Genomic DNA, 18,783 nt, shown 5'->3' on the forward strand with positions numbered 1-18,783 from the left:
CCCAGTCCAGTAATTATTAAATTAATATGACATTAACCATCAATATTTGTGATGGGGATCACTTAAATTAAGTATTTTTCAAAGTGAAGCAGACCTATTTTTATTAAAAATTAAATAGCCTCATCCATAGGGGAATCGTGAATAATAAACTAACGCAGCCGATGCCGATCGCAGTTACGGCTAATTCGCGATCGAGATTGAAAGCTTCTGCCAGCAATGTAGTACCAAAAGCAGGAGGCATTGCCATTTGCAGCACTAGCACAAGTCGCGGCGCGCCCGCGATCCCCAAAAACGTTAATCCCGTGCCAATTACCAAGGGAATTAACAGCATTTTAATCGCCAGACAAGCCAAAACTTGTTTGAGGTTGTGCAAGGAATTCAACTTGCTCAACTGCATCCCGATCGTAATTAAAGCTAAAGTAATTATAGTCCAAGCACCTGTTGTTAACAATTCTTCGATTGGTGCCGACAGCGGTAAGCTTCGCGAGACAAATCCTAAACCAACAGCCCACAGTGCCGGATTCATAAAAATTGCCTGCAGGGGTGTTAACCAACTCTGAGGGCGATCGCTTTTACCGCAGTGAGAAGCAATAGCAACTCCCAGTATATTGAGTCCCATGGTAGTGCCTAGCAAGTCATAAAATAACGCCCAGGCAAAGTGTTCCGAGCCTAATAAGGACAAGGTGACGGGAATGCCTAAAAAACCCGTATTACCCACCATCGTTGCCAATAAGAAGCTGCCTTGAGTGGGCAAACTCCAAGCGCTGGTGTGTTCAGAGGTATTTTGGGCGATCGGATGAAGAGTCTTGAAACGTTCGTCGCCGACACCGAAAATTATCAAAATCCCAGCGAGTCCTCCACCTGCTAGAATTGCCGCCCAAGCTGTCAGCGGCGCCATCCAAATAGCGCCAGACAAATTGGCGCTACGGATGAAACCAACAATGCTCAATGGCGTGCCAAAGAAGAAAAGAAACTTGGCTAAATATGTAGAATAGCTTCTCGGTAGCAGGCGGCCGAGAAAAAATCCCAACGTCACCCATCCGATTAGATTTAGATAAAGTTTGAGCAGCGGATTTTCTAAATAAAGCATGATTTACTAAATCTTTACTAAATATTTACGCAGATCCACTACTTTTGCCAAAAAAGCCCACATTTACCCTAGCGCCGCAGTTTTCCCTGGCACCGCAGGGCTTAATATTAATGCTTATTCAGCTTCGCAGATAATTTTCCACACAGGCCTTGACATCCACAGAAGCGCGTGTCATGATAAAGTTGAGGAAAAAATCAACATAGGTGAAAACTATGGCACGGCAAGCAAAACAATCATCTCAAGTCAAAAGTTCCAGCAGCCAAGCAGCCTCCAATACTCGCACCAAGTTTACCCTCTACAATTTTGCCGGAAACGCAAAGGCATTCTATTTAGTCGATCGCATTAATTTAGAAAGAACACCAGGCGATATCCCAGAAAAATCCGTCGCTCACAGCATCATCATCATTGACCGTTCCGGCTCAATGTATTATGACTTAAAACCACTGAAAGAAACCCTAATCAAGCTTTTGACCTTAGACGAATACAACAATTACCAGCTAATTGTCAGCTTGATTTCCTATGCTGGCAATGGGGACGTAATTTGTCATTTCCAGCGAATTCCCATTCAAGAAGTGCTGAAGCTTGACTCTCAATACATCAAAGAAATTCAAAAAATCCACACGGCTGGCAGTACCTGCATATCGCAGTCGATGCAACTCGCTAAATCTCTGGTTAAAGCGGGAGAAATGACAGCGATCAATTTGCACACAGACGGCTATGCAAATGACCCCAGTGCCAATTCGGAATCTGCAAAACTAGGGGAAATTTGCGAAGAACTCAAAGACATGGATGTGTTTGCCAACACGATATCCTATGCCTCGGCTGACTTCAAACTTCTCTCCAAAATCGCCAACACATTATCGGGAAACTGCATCCGCGCTGGCGAAGTCAAAATGGTTTATGATGCTCTTTACGATAGCACAAAACTGTTAGGCAGTTCGGTGGCACCTCCGCTGGAAGAACCGTTAATTAAGGAATATGATTATCAAGTTTTTGTTTCCAAAAGTGGCAAAAAAATCAACGGTTCATCGAGCACGCTGAAAATCTGCGGGCTGAAAGCAGACGATCGGGGACTTTTTTACAAATATCAGAAAGTCGCCAAAGATGAGTATGACAAACTAGATGTTCCCGTTGCTCAAACTGATGAGTCGGTGTTTGCTTTTGCGAAAGCTAACCTCGCTGACGGCAATTTAAATACGGCTAAGTATGCGCTGGCGAGCACCTTCGACGCTACTTTGACCGAAAAACACGCTAAAGCTTTGACAAATGCCCAAATAGCCGAGTTTACGGAAGATTTGGAACAGGCTGTTTTTGCGCCTGATGTGTTGACAAATCATGAAATTGGCGATCGGGTAAAAGTCAGCGATAAAATTTCCCTGCTGGAGTTAATCAAGATATTGGAGGAAAATAGCAACAGCATCATCATCAACTTGAAACACTTGCAAGAAAATTATCAGCGAAAAGGTTTGAAGCGAATTGAAGGAAAGCGAGATGAAAACGGCAACCTTGTCAAGCCTTGGCTGAAAACAGAATTTTTGGATGGTGGCGAATACGTGCAAATGGGTTCATTTGCCATCAATCAAAATACCGCTACCATCAATATACTGATTACCCGAAAAGCTAAGCTGGTAAAAGTTGAGGATGGAACTTTAATCGCCGAAGTGGCGGGAATTCTAGTTACAGACCTCAATACTTTCAACAATTATACCCTTGTCAGCGACGGCGAAGTTAATATTAAGTCGCTGCGAACCAAAATCAGCAGCAAACCCGTGTTTGATTTGCTCAAAAAATGCGGTGTCCTTGAAAAAGACGGTTCCCCTGTGCAAGAATTTGACTTCCGTTCAGAGTACGATATTAAGTTAGAGACTTTGCCTCTAGTGCCTTTTTACGGGCGTTACAGCAGCCTTGACGGAGTGTTTGAGGAACTCGCAAAAATCAAAATTCTCTCTAGCATTCTCTCGGCTCATTTGAAGGAGGAATCCGAGGCTTACACTGCGGAACAATTGGAAGAATTGAAACAGCATTATCTGTCAAAAAACCTTTACATCAACTTTCCGACGACGACGGAATACACAGATTTAAAAAGTGCGATCGCCAACGGTTCAGTAGATTCGCGAGTCAGCTACAAAATCGACATCGGCAGCAAAAACATCCTCAACTTCGGCAAATTGCACTCTGCCAACAAATTTCTCGATCGCCTTTATGAAGTTTACCACCAAAACACGGGCGAAAAGCTAGCAAAACCGACATTTGACATCACGTTAGATGAGCCTGTTGTCTTCGCCCACAAAACGCTGTCATCCCGAACAAAAATTACCAAAGTTGACGACTTGATGAAACTGATTTTCGATGAGTTTTTGGGGCTGGAGGATAACGGAATTGTTAGCGCTACTTTAGCGAAAGTGGGTGCAGATAGTTTGCTGCGCCTTTTGCAAGCGAAATGGCAGGGAGAAGATGTCAAGCGAGAGGAGTTTGTCGCTGCTTTAGCTAATGCGAATGAGCGACTGGAAGCTTATGCCGAAAAAGTGTACAGGGAAAAAGTTTCACCGCTGGTTTTCTATATCGGTTCTACCGGACTTATCCCGGATGAAATGGAGGCAAAAGCGGCGACTGCTGAGGAAATTAATTCTAAATACGGCAACTTGCAATTTTCTAAAGATGAGCAAGAGGGGATGTTTTTTGAAGTGGGAGACTGCATTATTAGCGTGTATGCTAAAAATGAGTATTTCACGGTAGGGAAGTAGGAATTAGGGAGGGTGGGCATTATTTGCCCACCTTGGTTAAATATTTTTATTTAAAGCGCGATCGATTCCACGCCGGAGAGTTTGCTGAGAGTTGACTGCTTTACTGCATCAGTTTATGGAAATTATTAACAGAGCGATCGCAAGATGATTTTCTATCTATACGATTGCGGGAACTATAACTGCTTTTAGCGATTTCTGGCAAGATTAGGGCATCTTGAGGATGTCAAGTTGAACTCGCAATCTCCCTAGCAGCTTCTCGCAGCCGCTCCACATCGCGCATCGGCGGTATACCAAAGAGTCGCTTGTACTCTCGGTTGAAGTGCGAAGAATCGTCATAACCCACACGGTAGGCAGCACTGGTAGCGTCAAGGTTTTGCCCCAGCATCAGACGGCGAGCTTCCTGGAGTCGCAGTTGCTTCTGGAACTGCAAAGGACTCATGGCAGTGACAGACTTGAAGTGATGGTGGAAGCTCGATACACTCATTCCCAGCTCTCGTGCGATGCTTTCAATCCGAAGCGGCTGGTTAAAGTCTTTACGAAGTCGATCGACTGCTCGAGCAATTTGGTGGGTAGATCCACCCAGAACTGCAATATGACAGAGCCGGCCACCTTGTTCTCCCATGAGGAGGCGATACATGATTTCCCGTTTAATTAGCGGTGCGAGCACATGGACTTCAGCAGGGGAATCTATCAGCCTGACGAGCCGCACAACAGCATCTAACAGTTCTGCATCCAACGGACTCACGTCGATCGCTTTGACACTGGCACCCCGTTGTGCAGAGGGATAGCCTGCCTCAACCATGGCTGAGCCAACTAGGGTAGGGTCAAGATCGAAACGAAGACCCAGGTACGGTTTTTCCTGGGTTGCTTCTAAAATGCGACTGGCAATCGGCAGTTCGACCGTCCCCAACAGATAGTGCATCGGATCGTACTGATAGCGATCGCAGCCCAAAAGCACTTCTTTGCAGCCCTGAGCGATCGCACAAAAGGCAGGAATAGAGACACTATGAAAGCATTCCCCAGGGGAAGAGGAGCGGTAGAAGTGCAATCCTTTCAGCGGTTCGATCGCTCCATCTTGACGAATCGCTTGGGCAATTCGCTCCGTTAGTTCCTCTCGGTTGGCTTGCGATCGGTCTGCCTCGCGCTTTGTCTGAAAGTCATTCATCAAGGCTCTACCGGACTTTTCACTCGTTTTTGCAGCGTTCATTTCTTATGCCCGTTTAGATAGATTTATAGACACATCAAGGTAAAGACAAGGGTTTGGCAGCTAAGCCTGTATAAGAATCTAGCGTGGCTTGAATAGAAATCAGTACAAGTTTGCAGGATTGTACAACCATCCTAGACGATCGTTCTATTGCTTGCCTTTCAGGATTCCTAGAATGAGGTTAAAGCAATGAAATGGCATTCAGGCTTCCCGCAAGCATCTGGATTTTTATTCAAGAGAAAACTCATGAAGAGGATCTTGATACATCTGAAATGGTTTGTCATTCAGCGAAGAAACTGCGGCAGGAGAATGCTGATTCTAGCGATCGCTTTGGTGATGTCCCTAAGTTACTCAGCCTGCCATACCGATAACAGTATGCCTAGCAGTGCCTCATCAAAGATGCCGACTGAAATATCAACCCAGCAGGCAAACAGTATGCAGATAAACATCAAAGTCGGAGACAAAATCGTTACAGCCACGTTAATCGACAACCCAACCACACAAGATTTTATTTCCCTGCTGCCGTTAACGCTGACGATGAACGATTTGTTTGGCAGAGAAAAGTTTGCCCACCTGCCGAGAGCGATTTCCCAGGAGGGAGAGCGAACCAAAACCTATGAAGTTGGAGACATCATTTACTGGTCTCCCAGTTCTGATGTGGCTATTTATTATCGCCGCGACGGACAGGAAATCCCTGACCCAGGCATCATCACGATCGGCAAGATCGATGCTGGCGTAGAAGCATTTAATGTCCCTGGTTCTGTAGAAGTGACAATCGAGCGAATTTAGTAGAAACGTCAAAGGAGATAAAAATGAAACTGCTTGCGATCGCGATCGTGTCATCTTCTCTGCTTGCTTTGGGCTTCTCTCCTGTGGTACAAACACAAGCCCCATCGAGCAATAACACACAACTTGTAGAGGTTAGACGAAACGGTTCGCAGCCTTCCACCAGAGGACCCGCCGAAAACTTTACAGGTTCCGTCCGCATTGACCCCCTATTCTCACCACAAAGTCCAGCCCGCACGGGTAGTGCCAGTGTCACCTTTGAGCCTGGGGCACGAACTGCGTGGCATACCCACCCATTAGGACAAACGCTCATCGTGAGGGCTGGGGTTGGCTGGGTTCAGCAATGGGGTGGACAAATTCAGGAAATCAGACCCGGTGATGTGGTTTCGATTCCGCCGGGAGTGAAGCACTGGCACGGCGCTACAGCCACTACAGCCATGACGCATATCGCCCTTCACGAACAACTCAACGGCAAGGTCGTGGACTGGCTGGAACAGGTCAGTGACGAGCAATACCGGACACTCAATGTAAATCGATAGGAGTATCCATCCTCTACAACAGCTAACCAATCCACACATTTGGAGAACTCTAATGAAACACCTGATACTAACCCTCTTGATAAGTGCGATCGGTGCGACGACAGCGGCAGTTGCGATCGACAAAACGCGCGCCTCTAAGATATCCCAAGCACCCGTGCAGCAGTCTGTTGTAGTCGAGGGGGCGGACAACTTCTATAAGAGTGACAAGGTGACTATGCAGAAGGTTACGTTCAAAAACCAATACAACATGAAGGTTGCCGGAAATCTCTTCATTCCCAAAACCTTGAATCAGAATGCTAAGAATCCGGCAATTATTGTCGGGCATCCAATGGGCGCAGTCAAAGAACAAAGCTCGAATCTGTACGCCCAAAAACTGGCTGAACAGGGATTCGTCACCTTGTCCCTCGATTTGTCCTTCTGGGGCGAGAGTGAGGGGCAGACCCGCAACGTTGTTGCGCCGGATATTTATGCCGAGGATTTCAGTGCTGCGGTGGATTTTCTGGGCACCCGACCATTCGTTGGCAGAGAACGGATTGGCGTTCTTGGGATTTGCGGCAGCGGCAGCTTCGTCATCAGCGCCGCCAAGATCGACCCGCGCATGAAGGCCATTGCGACGGTCAGTATGTACGACATGGGTGCGGCCAATCGTAACGGGCTGAGGCATTCTACGACCCTCGAACAGAGAAAGAAAGTCATCGCAGAGGCGGCCGAGCAACGCTATGCGGAGTTCACGGGCGGCGAGACCAAATACACAAGCGGGACTGTACATGAACTGAATGAGAAGTCCACTGCTATTGAGCGTGAGTTCTATGACTTCTACCGCACTCCCAGGGGCGAATACACTCCCAAAGGTTCGTCGCCGAAACTGACAACCCACCCGACGCTTACCAGTAACGTTAAATTCATGAACTTTTACCCGTTTGATGACATTGAGACGATTTCGCCTCGTCCTATGTTCTTCATCACGGGTGCAGATGCACACTCCAGAGAGTTCAGTGAAGATGCTTACAAGCGCGCAGCCGAACCAAAGGAACTTTACATTCTTCCAGGGGCCGGGCACGTCGATTTGTACGATCGGGTGAACCTTATCCCGTGGGACAAGCTTGCGTCCTTTTTCAATCAGCACCTCAACAAGTAAGCGAGCAACTAGCAGGAGAAAAATATGTCAACACAATCGAATGGAAACTTTATCGGCAAAGTCGTTTTCGTCACCGGAGCAGCGAGTGGCATTGGTCGAGCTACGGCGCTGGCGTTTGCCCGTGAGGGTGCCAGCGTGGTGGCTGCTGATGTTTCAGAACAGGGCAATCAAGAAACGGCACGCACGATCGAAGAACTGGGCGGTCGGGCGATCGCCGTCAGGTGCGATGTAACGCGAACCGAGGAGGTGAAGGCGGCCCTGGACAAGACCGTTGAGGCTTTCGGGCGGCTGGACTTTGCCTTCAACAACGCGGGCATCGAGCCCAGGAAGGCGGCTCCGACCGCAGAGTACGAGGAGGAGGAGTGGAACCGGATTATCGACATCAACCTCCGTGGCGTTTTCCTGTGCATGAAGCACGAGATCCCGCTGATTCTAAAGCAGGGACGCGGCGCGATCGTTAACACATCCTCCGGCGCGGGAATCATCGGTATCAAGGGCAGCCCCGCGTACACCGCCGCAAAACATGGTGTACTCGGACTGACCAAGGCAGCGGCCCTCGACTATGCCGCGCAGAACATCCGCGTCAACGCTGTCTGTCCCGGCTACATCGACACCCCGATGATGGGTCGCTTCACCGGCGACACGGACGAGGGGCGTGCGAAGGTCATTGCAGAGGAGCCGGTCGGACGGATGGGCACGCCCGAAGAGATCGCTGCGGCCGTCATCTGGCTGTGCTCCGATGCGGCTGCCTTCATGATCGGCCACGCTATGGTCATCGATGGTGGCCAAACGGTGCAGTGATCGCCGCTAACGCGATCGAACCCTAAACGCACGACATTAAACGCACGACAACAAAGCATTGTCGCGATCGCTACCTTCAGCGCCAAGGGCGATTAGTCATATCGCAGGTCAGCGACAGCAGTAGCAGACACCAAATGTAAATCAATAGGAGCATCAATTCATGTACAACGCCAAAGCTTATTCCGCAGCTAGTGCAACATCACCATTAGCCTCTGACACGATCGCACGGCGCGACCTAACCGAACACGACGTTCAGATCGAAATCCTCTTCTGTGGCATCTGCCATTCCGATCTTCACATGGTGCGAAACGAGTGGGGCGGCGGCACGGTCTACCCCATCGTTCCCGGTCATGAGATGGTGGGACGGGTCACTCAGGTTGGCCCGGCAGTGACGAAGTACAAGCCTGGCGATCTGGCAGGAGTCGGCTGCATGGTTGATTCGGATGGAACCTGTCCCAATTGCAAAACAGGACTTGAACAGTTCTGCCCGAACCTGACTCTCACCTACAACTCCCCAGACAAGCACAAGACTGCGACCGTCACCTATGGCGGCTACTCTGATAGCGTCGTCGTCGATGAACGCTTCGTTCTGCGCGTTCCAGATAACCTCGATCTTGCCGGGACTGCTCCGCTGCTTTGTGCGGGGATCACCACCTACTCGCCCCTGCGCCACTGGGGTGTCACCGAGGGCAAGAAAGTTGGCGTGGTCGGTCTGGGAGGATTGGGACACATGGGCGTGAAGTTCGCTCGTGCCTTCGGCGCTCATGTCGTCGTCTTCACCACCTCGCCCGGTAAGACGGAAGATGCGCTCCGCCTCGGTGCCCACGAGGTCGTGGTCTCCAGCAATGCCGACGAAATGCAAAAGCACGCTGGTAGCTTCGATTTCATCCTTGATACCGTTTCCGCCAAGCACGACATCAACGCCTATCTCAACCTGCTCCGCCTCGACGGTAACATCACCCTGGTTGGCGCACCGGAGAATCCTCTGGAGGTTGCGGCATTCAGCCTGATTATGGGGCGGCGCAGTCTCTCCGGCTCTAACATCGGCGGCATTGCGGAAACCCAGGAAATGCTGGACTTTTGTGGCGAACATAATATCACTGCGGATGTTGAAGTTATCCCCATCCAGAAGGTCAACGAAGCCTACGATCGCCTGCTCAAATCTGACGTGAAGTACCGCTTCTGCATCGATATGGCATCTCTCAAATCTGAATAATTGAGGCAGATTCTAGAAGGAGCAACCATACAGAAGCGCAAATTTGGCAATCGTTACTCGCAGAGGAGGTGAGTGTGGATACTAACCGTTTGGAGGCATTCAGCGACGGGGTTTTTGCGATCTGCGCTTCGCAGCAGCGCTCGAAATCAAAGTGCCACCCGAAACGGCGATCGGGGCGTAACTTCTCCATCTCTGGCCCTCCTACCTTGCCTACGGTGGAATCTTGACCGTAATTGCCCTTAAAGGAAAAATCATGCAAAACCGAAAAGGTCGAAATGGAAAACACGGCCCCGCGCTGCCTGGTCGCCGCACATTTCTTGGTGCAGGGGTAGGCTTAGCCGCAGCCTCGTTATTGAGTCGTATGTCCGCCAGTGCACAGTCTGGTCCGGCGGATCGCCCCGCTGACGGAGAGTCGTCGCCCACGATTGAGGGACGCCGCAAGCTTGGTACCCTCGAAGTCTCTGCCGTTGGCATTGGCGTCCAAAACATGAGCCGCACCTATCAACAGACCATCCCCACCCGGTCTGAGATGTTCAACATCATTCGGACAGCCTTTGACCGGGGCGTCACCTTTTACGACGCGGCGGAGGCTTACGGGCCGCATGAGGTGGAACGAATCTTGGGCGAAGGCGTGGCTCCGTTCCGAGATCGGGTCGCGATCGCAACCAAGTTCGGCTGGAACATCGATCAAGAAACCGGTGAGCGCCGTCCGGGACTCAACAGCCGCCCGGAACACATCAAGCGGGTAGTCGATGGTATGCTCAAGCGCCTCCGCACCGATCGCATCGATCTTCTCTACCAGCACCGAGTTGACCCACAGGTTCCAATTGAAGATGTCGCCGGCGCAGTCAAGGAGTTGATGGCGCAAGGCAAGGTTCTGCACTGGGGTCTGTCCGAGATGGGGCTGAAAACGTTACGCCGCGCTCATGCCGAGTTGCCCGTAAGCGCCGTTCAGAACGAATATTCGATGCTCTGGCGTGGGCCGGAAGAAGAGGTAATCCCTCTCTGCCAGGAACTGGGCATCGGCTTTGTTCCTTGGAGTCCGCTTGGTGTGGGTTTTCTGACAGGTGCCATTGACGCCCAGACGCGGTTCGCTCCTGGTGACATTCGCGGCGTTGAGTCCCGGTTCTCGCCCGAAAATCTGCCGCACAACCTGGCGATCGTGGATTTAGTCAAAACCTGGGCTGAGCGGAAACAAGCCACTCCTGCTCAAATCGCGCTGGCGTGGCTCTTGGCACAGAAGCCGTGGATCGTCCCCATTCCCGGCACGACACAGATGCGGCACATGATCGAGAACATCGGCGCGGCAGCCATTCGATTCACGCCTGCCGAACTCGCCGAAATGAACCGATCTGTTTCGGCGATCGAGATTCGTGGGGCACGTCTGCCAGACGCAGTGCTGGTTTTTTCGGGTGTAGAAGCGCCCCCGAAGCCCTGAACGTTCCAAACCTACTTTGCTGAACATGAAACCATCCAAGCAATAACAACCCTGAGCGTGAAGTAAGACAGTTTCGACCTTTAATTCAAAGACAGGAGTTCAAAAAATGCAAAAGCGCAAACTTGGAAACAGTAATCTGGAAGTCTCGGCGATCGGGCTTGGCTGTATGGGAATGAGTTTTTCCTATGGCCCACCCAAAGACAAACAGGAGATGACTGCTCTTCTGGCGGCCGCCGTCGATCGCGGAATAACATTCTTTGACACTGCCGAAGTCTACGGCCCGTACTTAAACGAAGAGTTGGTGGGTGAAGCCCTCGCTCCCTTCCGCGGGCAAGTGGTCATTGCTACTAAATTTGGGTTCGACATCAGTCCGAATTCCGATCCTCGTGGCATGAAGGGTTCACCCGGACTCAATAGCCGACCGGAACACATCAAGGAAGCCGTGGAGGGTTCGCTCAAGCGGCTCAAGGTGGAGGCGATCGACCTTCTCTATCAGCACCGGGTCGATCCGAACGTGCCGATCGAAGACGTGGCAGGAGCAGTGAAGGAACTGATTCAGGAAGGTAAAGTGAAGCACTTTGGACTCTCTGAAGCAGGCGTGCAAACGATTCGGCGCGCCCATGCCGTTGTCCCAGTCACGGCTCTTCAGAGCGAATACTCGCTGTGGTGGAGAAAGCCTGAAGCGGAAGTGATACCGACCCTTGAGGAACTTGGCATCGGACTTGTCCCGTACAGCCCGCTGGGAAAAGGCTTCCTCACCGGCAAGATCGACGAAAACGCGACCTTCGACAGTTCCGACTTCCGCAGCACCCTGCCTCGCTTCACGCCGGAGGCTCTCAAGGCGAATCAAGCCTTGATTGATCTGCTCGGTAGTATTGCAGAACGGAAGCAGGCAACACCGGCTCAAATCGCGATCGCCTGGCTGCTAGCCCAGAAACCGTGGATTGTTCCAATCCCAGGCACTACGAAGCTGCATCGCTTGGATGAAAACATTGGGGCAGTCTCCGTCGAACTCACATCTGACGATGTGCGTGACATCGATGACGCCGCCTCCAAGATCGCGGTGCAAGGGTCTCGGTACCCTGAAAAGCTGGAGCAAATGACCGGTCGCTGAGCAGCGAAGAATAGGTTCTCTCGTTGACATTTCTGTCACCGTAGCAGACTACATACGCGAGACCAACGACTGCTCCGGCAATACCGTCGAGTGGATGGAAAAGGTCAGCGGTGAACAAGACTTGATTAAGATCCGAATAAAAGGAAAATAGGCGTTGCTGATTTACGGTATGCAAGGCAAAATAGGCAAGTCATAGAAACCATTTTCGACACAGTTTCTGGATTTTAAACTTATTTTTTCATACCCTGATTAAGCAACGCCTCTGTGCGAATGTTTTGTGTGGTTTAATTGCCTATTGCCATCAACCTAAGAAGCACTCTCTTGGGTTTGATTGGGTTTTGCCTCCTTCTGCTTAACCAGAACTGACGTTAATTAAAACGGAATTTCTTCCTCTTCATCTTCCACAGTCTTCGCCGTCATTCGCCAACTGGTAATATACTCAATTTGCACATCAATTTTGTTAAGCGCATCCCCTAACCGCTTTTGGATGTATTGAGTCAGCGTCACCATAAAATCTAACTCAACTCCCACAGATAGGGCAAGTTTTGCTAAGCTAGCAAAATCTACCTTCAAAATCGAGGAACTAGATAAGTTAAAATGGGGAGTATTTTCCTGATTTTGCACCAACATTGCTTTTTTAATCCGCTCTTTCAGATGCTCAACTTCAGAATCCAGCAACTTCCATTCAGCCAAAATTTCTTTGTACCTTTCCCCCAATGCTGTTAAATCCTCACTCTCCGGTTCCGGTACAACTTTCTTAGTAGATTTCCGCCGTTGCTGTAGGTTGGAATTCAAGCGCCTACTAGCAATCTCCTCAACTTCTAAAGATGGATCGGCGATGAGTTGGCCTAACTGTTTTTGAATTTCTTTCGTCAGCGTCACTGGAAAATTTAACTCAATTCCCTCAGTTTGCGTCAGTCTTGCCAGCGTCATAAAATCTACTTTCATCGTTATCGAACTGGAAAGCTCAAAATAAGAACTATCTTTAAGCTTTTGCGCCATCATCCCCGCTTTAAATCGTTCTTTGACTTCAGAAATTTCTGAGTCTAGTGGCTTCCACCGAGATTCTATTTCCTGATATTTTTCGCCCAATGCAGTTAAGTTTTCCGTTGCCGGTTCGGGGTAACATTGGGCAAGGATTTCTAGCAGGCGGCGATGCACTCCAGCTAAATAAACCGCGTCCATCTTGGCATATTCTAGCTGCTTCTGGGTGAGGGGACGCTTTGCCCAATCGCCGCTTTGTTCTGTTTTATCTACATAAGCAATGCCGCAAAGTGTTTCTATTAAAGTTTTGAGTTGTCGATTAGGTAAGGGCAGAATGTAAGCTGGAATCTTTCTCGCCATTTGCAATGTGCAGGTGACATTTTGAGCGTCGTCATTGCCCATAAATCTGATGTCATAGCTGGCGTTGTGCAAAACTTTTTCAATATTTGGATTGACCATGATTTGGTTGATGAAATCTTTTGCCAATTCTGGTTGATCCAAGACATCTAGTAGAAAAGTGGCATCTCCCGTGGAATCTGTGGAGTCAGCTAACACCTGAATCAGAGATAATCTGGGGTTGGATTTATAGTCAGCGATTTCTGTATCCACCCACAGAATTTTAGCTTGAGAAAATTTAGCGATGAGTGCTTTGATGTCGTTTGCTGCTGTTAAATAAGGCATTTTTACCGACTTTTGCTATTAACTTTTTGATTATATTATGCTATAGCAATTATCGGATCGATTGTCAACGATTCAAGCGTCGGGCATGGCATTGTCGTGTCCTGGACACACGCAAACCTCAGAAACCCGGTTTCTTCCTATATTCCTCGTTCCTGTTCGCAAAACTCGTAGAAACCGGGTTTCTAGCCTCCAGTTAAAAAAAAGAATACAGTCGATCGCACTATTGACAATTCTCACGAACTTCCTCTAAAAACCAGTTGCCTACTTCTGTATTGTCTGTCTGGCGACTGCGGCGCAAACCTTCCTCTAATAAAGCAACTTTTAGCCCCGGCAAAACTTGAGATTCCGTCAGCCGTTCGCTTCCCCGGTTAGCAATTATTTTGAAAGCAATAACTTGCGCTTTTTGTACGTCTACTACCCAATATTCAGACACTCCTAATTCTTCATAAATCATTCTTTTAGTACCCAAATCGTCAACGAGAGAACTGTCGGCAATTTCAATCGCTAAATCAGGGGAAACTGCGCTATCCAAATTCACTACCGAACTGCCGCGAGGTGCCGTTTGTACCCGGTCTCCGATGTAGTAAGAAGCATCAGGTTGAGCGCCTCGGACACCCGTTTTGGCGTAGCTACAGTTGACCAGCAGTCTCATTTTTATACCTTTAGCAATACCAAATAAATTGATTAAGATGACGATAATTCCGTTGTCATCAGCATGATCAGCCCCGACTGCTGCCCTTTCAATCCTCAACTGTCCGTTGTAGTAGTAGCATTTTGCTCGATCGTACTCCGGCTGTTTAATAATTTCTATATATTCATCCCAAGTCGCTGTAACCCAGGTATCAGTTAGTAGTTGGGTTTGGAGTTGACTCATCATTACCTCACCGGAAAAAATCTTTGACTTTTGAGGGAAAACTTCAGAGTAGGGGCGATCGCATTTTTACCATTCAGCAGTAAGGTACGCAGCGCGCACCTTACAAACTATTAACCTATGACTATTCTGCCACTTCCTCAGATTCCGATTCTTCGGCCGATTCTTCACCAGCAGGCGGCACTAAAGCCACAGCTACGATCGAATCATCCTCATCTAACCGCTGCACCCGCACACCCGTTGCTGTGCGCGATTGAGTAGAAATTGCACTCACAGCCTGACGGATAATAATACCTCGGTTGGTAATGATCATCAATTCGTCATCTTCGTTGACAATTCGCAGCGCAGCTACCTGATCCTTACCCTTTTTCGACTTAAATTTAGTAGCAGTCAATCCCTTGCCAGCCCGTCTTTGTAGGCGGAATTGAGAAACTGGAACCCGCTTGCCGTAGCCGTTGGTGGTGATTACCAACACTGAAGGAACTTCGCTGCTAACTGCCGAAATTTCTTCGACATCTTCGCCTTCAATTTCCTCGGCTTGCAGTTCTAATTCTTCATCTTCCACTTCCGCATCTTCAGTGTCCAATTCAGCAATTTCTGCTCCTTCAAATTCCGATTCGCCAGTTTCTAATTGAGCAATATTAGCTCCCTCAAATTCCGAATCTTCCGTTTCCAGTTCAGCAATTTCCGCAACAATTGAACTGGGCAAAATGTCCATGCTAATCAACTCATCGCCCGATCGCAATTTCATCGATTTTACACCCCGCGTCGCGCGGCCGACTGGGCGCAACTGTTCGTGATTAGTGCGGAAATGAATTGCCATCCCTTGGCGCGTACCGATGATGATGCTGTCACCAACTTTTGCTCTCCGTACCCAGCGCAGTTGGTCGCCTTCTTCTAGAGAAATCGCGATTAATCCATTAGTGCGGATGTTACCAAAAGCGGAAAGTGCGGTTTTCTTGATGTAGCCGCCGCGAGTCAGCATGACCAAGTATTCTTCGCTGGTGAATTCTGTGACTGACACCATAGAAGTGATTTTTTCTTCTATAGGAATCGGCAGCAGTTGCACCACGGGAGTGCCGCGGGCCGTCCGGGAACAGACGGGGATTTGATAAGCTTTTACAGAGTAAACTACGCCCCTGTCGCTGAAGAACAAAACGCTATCGTGATCGCAGCAGGAAAGGAAATGTTCTACTCCGTCGTCTTCTTTCATTTTCGCGCCTGCTTTGCCGCGAGTAGCGCGACTTTGGGCCTCGAAAGTGCTGACCGGCATCCGCTTGATGTAGCCTTGTTCTGTGATCAGAATAATTGCTTGTTCGTTGGCAATTAAATCTCTTTCATCGATTTCTCCTTCGGCGTGTTCGATCACACTGCGTCTAGGAGTGGCGATTTTGGTTTGGATTTCGACTGCTTCAAATTCGGCAATTTCTAAGATGCGTTCCCGACGCGCTAAGATATCTTCCAAATCGGCGATTTTTGCTCGCAATTCTTCGTGTTCTTGCTGAATTTTTTGCGCTTCCAATGCTGTCAAACGCCGTAACTGCATTTGCAGAATTGCGTCGGATTGCTGTTCTGAAAGACCGTAATTATCTATCAATTCTTGTTTGGCTGCGGCGGAGTCGGCTGCGGCGCGAATTAGGTGAATAATTGCATCTAAGTTGTCTAGGGCAATTAATAAGCCTTGCAGAAGGTGGTCGCGTTCTTCTGCTTTGCGGAGCTCGTATTGAGTCCGGCGAGTAATTGTCTCAATGCGGAAGTCTAGGAAGACATTGAGGAATTGGGAGAGCGTAAGTAGTTGGGGTTCCCCATTTACTAGCGCTAACATATTGGCTCCAAAGTTGGCTTGGAGGGGTGTTTGTTTGTAGAGGTTGTTGAGGACGACGCGGGGATAGGCGTCGCGCTTGAGTTCGATGACGATCCGCATTCCGTCTCTATCGCTTTCGTCGCGAATGTCGGAAATTCCATCTAATCTTTTGTCGTTGACAAGTTCGGCAATTTTCTCAATTAGCGCTGCCTTGTTTGTTTGGTAAGGCAATTCGGTGATAATAATTGCTTCTTTGTCGGGGCGGCCAGGATGTTCGATGGTTTCAATGCCAGCGACTCCGCGCATTGTAATCGAACCCCGCCCGGTGGTGTAAGCATCGCGAATGCCGCCTCTACCCAGAATTTGCCCTCCGGTGGGGAAGTCCGGGCCGGGGATGTACTGCATCAATTCCAGGTCAGTAATTGCTGGATTGTGAATTAGTGCTACTAAACCGTCAATTATTTCGCCTAAATTGTGCGGCGGAATGTTGGTGGCCATCCCTACAGCAATCCCCGATGAACCGTTGAGCAAAATTTGGGGGATGCGTGCCGGGAGTACGAGGGGTTCTTGCTGGGAACCGTCGAAGTTGTCGCCAAAATCAACTGTTTCCGAGTCGATGTCGCGCAGCATGGAGTCGCTAGTCAAAGCTGTGAGGCGACATTCGGTGTACCGCATGGCAGCGGGCGGGTCGTTGTCAACGGAGCCGAAGTTGCCGTGGCCGTTGATCAGGCGTTCCCGCATGGAGAAATCCTGAGCCATCCGCACCAGGGCGTCGTAAACCGCTGTATCTCCGTGCGGGTGATACTTGCCCAGCACCTCCCCCACGACGCGGGCGCATTTGCGGAAAGGTCGATCGGGAGTCAAGCCCAATTCGTTCATGGCGTAGAGAATGCGTCGGTGAACGGGCTTGAGACCGTCCCTGGCATCTGGTAGCGCCCGACCGACAATTACGCTCATGGCGTATTCCAAGTACGATCGGGACATCTCATTACCCAGATCCGTCGGGATTATCCGCGACTCAGAGATACTCATAGGTTGAAAAACTCCGTTAAAAATTTAAATTTGACCGCTATAAATCTCAAAAATGCGATAAAATCGGTTTGGATTCAGTAGAGCTGCCAAATATTGCAAATTACTCCTGAAATTATATCACAATTTGCCTTTGAATTTATGGGAAAGTTGCCAGAAAAATTAATGGGCGAAACAAGGGAAATTCGTAAGTTGGCAGTTGGTGATTTAGTCATCAATTGGCAAAAGCTAGAAATGGTTTTTTAGGGGGAAGGCTTTCATGCTTTGGTGAGTTTTTTGAGGGTTATCTAAAAAAATAAAAGGGTTTCCCGATCGCAATTGTAATTTCACAAAACCGAAGGCCTTCTTAAAGCAAACTAAAAATCTAAAATCTAAAATCTAAAATCTAAAATCAGCCGATGCTACCCGTCATCTACTCCGAAGATTTCTTGCTACACAAGACTGGAATGCTTCACCCAGAGCGACCAGAACGTTTAACGGCGATCGTCAACGCTCTGAAAGCTGCTCCTTGGGCGGCTCAAATTGAGTGGCAACTGCCCACCCCAGTGGCGCAGCGCGAACAACAACTGTTCTCGGCTATCAAAAAAGTTCACTCGCAAAGATACATCAAAGAAGTCGAACATTTGGCTCATCGGGGAGGTGGCTACCTCGACGGTGATACGCCGATTTCAGCAGAAAGTTACGATGTAGCGCTGCTAGCGGCGAGTGCTTGGCTCGATGGGGTCGATCGAGTGGTGGCTGCGGGGGAACCGGCTTTTGTGCTGGCCAGACCGCCGGGACACCACGCCGAAAACGCCCGCGCGATGGGTTTTTGCTTGTTTTCCAATGCTGCGATCGCCGCTCACTACGCCTTGGAACAGCCGGGAATCAACCGCGTCGCCATCCTCGACTGGGACGTGCACCACGGCAACGGCACTCAATCTTTGGTGGAAAGCTGCCGCCAAATTGCCTACTGTTCCCTGCATCAATCTCCGTGCTATCCGGGAACTGGAGATGCCGAGGAGCGCGGTGCCTACGACAACGTGCTGAACATTCCCCTCTATCCCGGCAGCGGCATAGCTGAATACCTGAGCGCCTTTGAATCTCTTGTCGTGCCTTTTTTGTCAAAATTTGAACCGGATTTGTTGATTGTCAGCGCTGGTTATGACGCTACTGCGTCTGATCCGCTGGCGAGCATGACTCTGATGCCGTCAGATTTCGGTACTTTCACCGGATACTGCCTGCAACTCACCCGCCGCATAGCTTTTGGTTTGGAGGGGGGTTACGCGCTGAAAGAGTTGGCCGAGTCGGTTGTGGCGACTATTGACCGATGCCTCAATTAGCTGGAAAATTGACCTAGGGAAA

General features: G+C 49.4%; 16 protein-coding genes. 11 read left to right on the forward strand and 5 right to left on the reverse strand.

Features of this window, described 5'->3' with window-relative positions; all coding sequences use genetic code 11:
* Window positions 1-103 precede the first annotated feature (103 nt).
* Window positions 104-1,090 carry an AEC family transporter gene (locus QUA03_RS02905; RefSeq protein ID WP_333209513.1) on the reverse strand — a complete coding sequence of 329 codons (987 nt, stop codon included), beginning with the start codon at window positions 1,088-1,090 and terminating at the stop codon, window positions 104-106.
* 212 nt (window positions 1,091-1,302) lie between these two features.
* Here QUA03_RS02905 and QUA03_RS02910 point away from each other — a divergent pair, with 212 nt between their 5' ends.
* Window positions 1,303-3,834: a VWA domain-containing protein gene (locus tag QUA03_RS02910; RefSeq protein ID WP_333209515.1), complete on the forward strand. Its 2,532-nt coding sequence runs from the start codon at window positions 1,303-1,305 to the stop codon at window positions 3,832-3,834.
* Window positions 3,835-4,057: 223 nt separating this feature from the next.
* Here QUA03_RS02910 and QUA03_RS02915 read toward each other — a convergent pair whose 3' ends face one another.
* Window positions 4,058-5,041, reverse strand: coding sequence for an AraC family transcriptional regulator (locus QUA03_RS02915; RefSeq protein WP_333209517.1), 984 nt, complete (start codon window positions 5,039-5,041; stop codon window positions 4,058-4,060).
* A gap of 243 nt (window positions 5,042-5,284) precedes the next feature.
* On the opposite strand from QUA03_RS02915, the gene QUA03_RS02920 reads away from it, so the two are divergent.
* From QUA03_RS02920 to QUA03_RS02955, 8 genes are all read left to right on the forward strand, one after another.
* Complete coding sequence (locus tag QUA03_RS02920; protein ID WP_333209519.1) at window positions 5,285-5,827, forward strand: cyclophilin-like fold protein; 543 nt, start codon at window positions 5,285-5,287, stop codon at window positions 5,825-5,827.
* A gap of 23 nt (window positions 5,828-5,850) precedes the next feature.
* Window positions 5,851-6,363: a (R)-mandelonitrile lyase gene (locus QUA03_RS02925; RefSeq protein WP_333209520.1), complete on the forward strand. Its 513-nt coding sequence runs from the start codon at window positions 5,851-5,853 to the stop codon at window positions 6,361-6,363.
* Between the two features lie 52 nt (window positions 6,364-6,415).
* Window positions 6,416-7,501 carry an alpha/beta hydrolase gene (locus QUA03_RS02930; RefSeq protein ID WP_333209522.1) on the forward strand — a complete coding sequence of 362 codons (1,086 nt, stop codon included), beginning with the start codon at window positions 6,416-6,418 and terminating at the stop codon, window positions 7,499-7,501.
* Between the two features lie 24 nt (window positions 7,502-7,525).
* The gene (locus tag QUA03_RS02935; protein WP_333209524.1) at window positions 7,526-8,302 is read left to right on the forward strand and encodes an SDR family oxidoreductase; all 777 of its coding nucleotides are present in this window, start codon (window positions 7,526-7,528) and stop codon (window positions 8,300-8,302) included.
* A gap of 160 nt (window positions 8,303-8,462) precedes the next feature.
* Entirely contained in the window at window positions 8,463-9,518 is a 1,056-nt protein-coding gene (locus tag QUA03_RS02940) for an NAD(P)-dependent alcohol dehydrogenase (RefSeq protein WP_333209526.1), read from the forward strand.
* 74 nt (window positions 9,519-9,592) lie between these two features.
* The gene (locus QUA03_RS02945; RefSeq protein ID WP_333209528.1) at window positions 9,593-9,745 is read left to right on the forward strand and encodes a hypothetical protein; all 153 of its coding nucleotides are present in this window, start codon (window positions 9,593-9,595) and stop codon (window positions 9,743-9,745) included.
* A 26-nt stretch (window positions 9,746-9,771) separates the two neighbouring features.
* Complete coding sequence (locus QUA03_RS02950; RefSeq protein ID WP_333209529.1) at window positions 9,772-10,956, forward strand: aldo/keto reductase; 1,185 nt, start codon at window positions 9,772-9,774, stop codon at window positions 10,954-10,956.
* A gap of 106 nt (window positions 10,957-11,062) precedes the next feature.
* The gene (locus tag QUA03_RS02955) at window positions 11,063-12,070 is read left to right on the forward strand and encodes an aldo/keto reductase (protein ID WP_333209530.1); all 1,008 of its coding nucleotides are present in this window, start codon (window positions 11,063-11,065) and stop codon (window positions 12,068-12,070) included.
* 372 nt (window positions 12,071-12,442) lie between these two features.
* Here the strand turns inward: QUA03_RS02955 and QUA03_RS02960 are convergent, their stop codons facing one another.
* From QUA03_RS02960 to gyrA, 3 genes are all read right to left on the reverse strand, one after another.
* The gene (locus tag QUA03_RS02960) at window positions 12,443-13,735 is read right to left on the reverse strand and encodes a ribonuclease D (protein ID WP_333209533.1); all 1,293 of its coding nucleotides are present in this window, start codon (window positions 13,733-13,735) and stop codon (window positions 12,443-12,445) included.
* A 220-nt stretch (window positions 13,736-13,955) separates the two neighbouring features.
* Window positions 13,956-14,612, reverse strand: coding sequence for a Uma2 family endonuclease (locus tag QUA03_RS02965; protein WP_333209534.1), 657 nt, complete (start codon window positions 14,610-14,612; stop codon window positions 13,956-13,958).
* A gap of 118 nt (window positions 14,613-14,730) precedes the next feature.
* Window positions 14,731-17,442: a DNA gyrase subunit A gene (gyrA, locus tag QUA03_RS02970; RefSeq protein WP_333209536.1), complete on the reverse strand. Its 2,712-nt coding sequence runs from the start codon at window positions 17,440-17,442 to the stop codon at window positions 14,731-14,733.
* 93 nt (window positions 17,443-17,535) lie between these two features.
* Here gyrA and QUA03_RS02975 point away from each other — a divergent pair, with 93 nt between their 5' ends.
* Window positions 17,536-17,685 carry a hypothetical protein gene (locus QUA03_RS02975; protein ID WP_333209537.1) on the forward strand — a complete coding sequence of 50 codons (150 nt, stop codon included), beginning with the start codon at window positions 17,536-17,538 and terminating at the stop codon, window positions 17,683-17,685.
* 152 nt (window positions 17,686-17,837) lie between these two features.
* The gene (locus QUA03_RS02980) at window positions 17,838-18,761 is read left to right on the forward strand and encodes a histone deacetylase (protein ID WP_333209539.1); all 924 of its coding nucleotides are present in this window, start codon (window positions 17,838-17,840) and stop codon (window positions 18,759-18,761) included.
* Window positions 18,762-18,783: the final 22 nt, after the last annotated feature.

It is taken from the genome of Microcoleus sp. S36b_A4 (assembly GCF_036700645.1).
In the GTDB taxonomy this organism is placed as follows: Bacteria; Cyanobacteriota; Cyanobacteriia; order Cyanobacteriales; family Microcoleaceae; genus Microcoleus.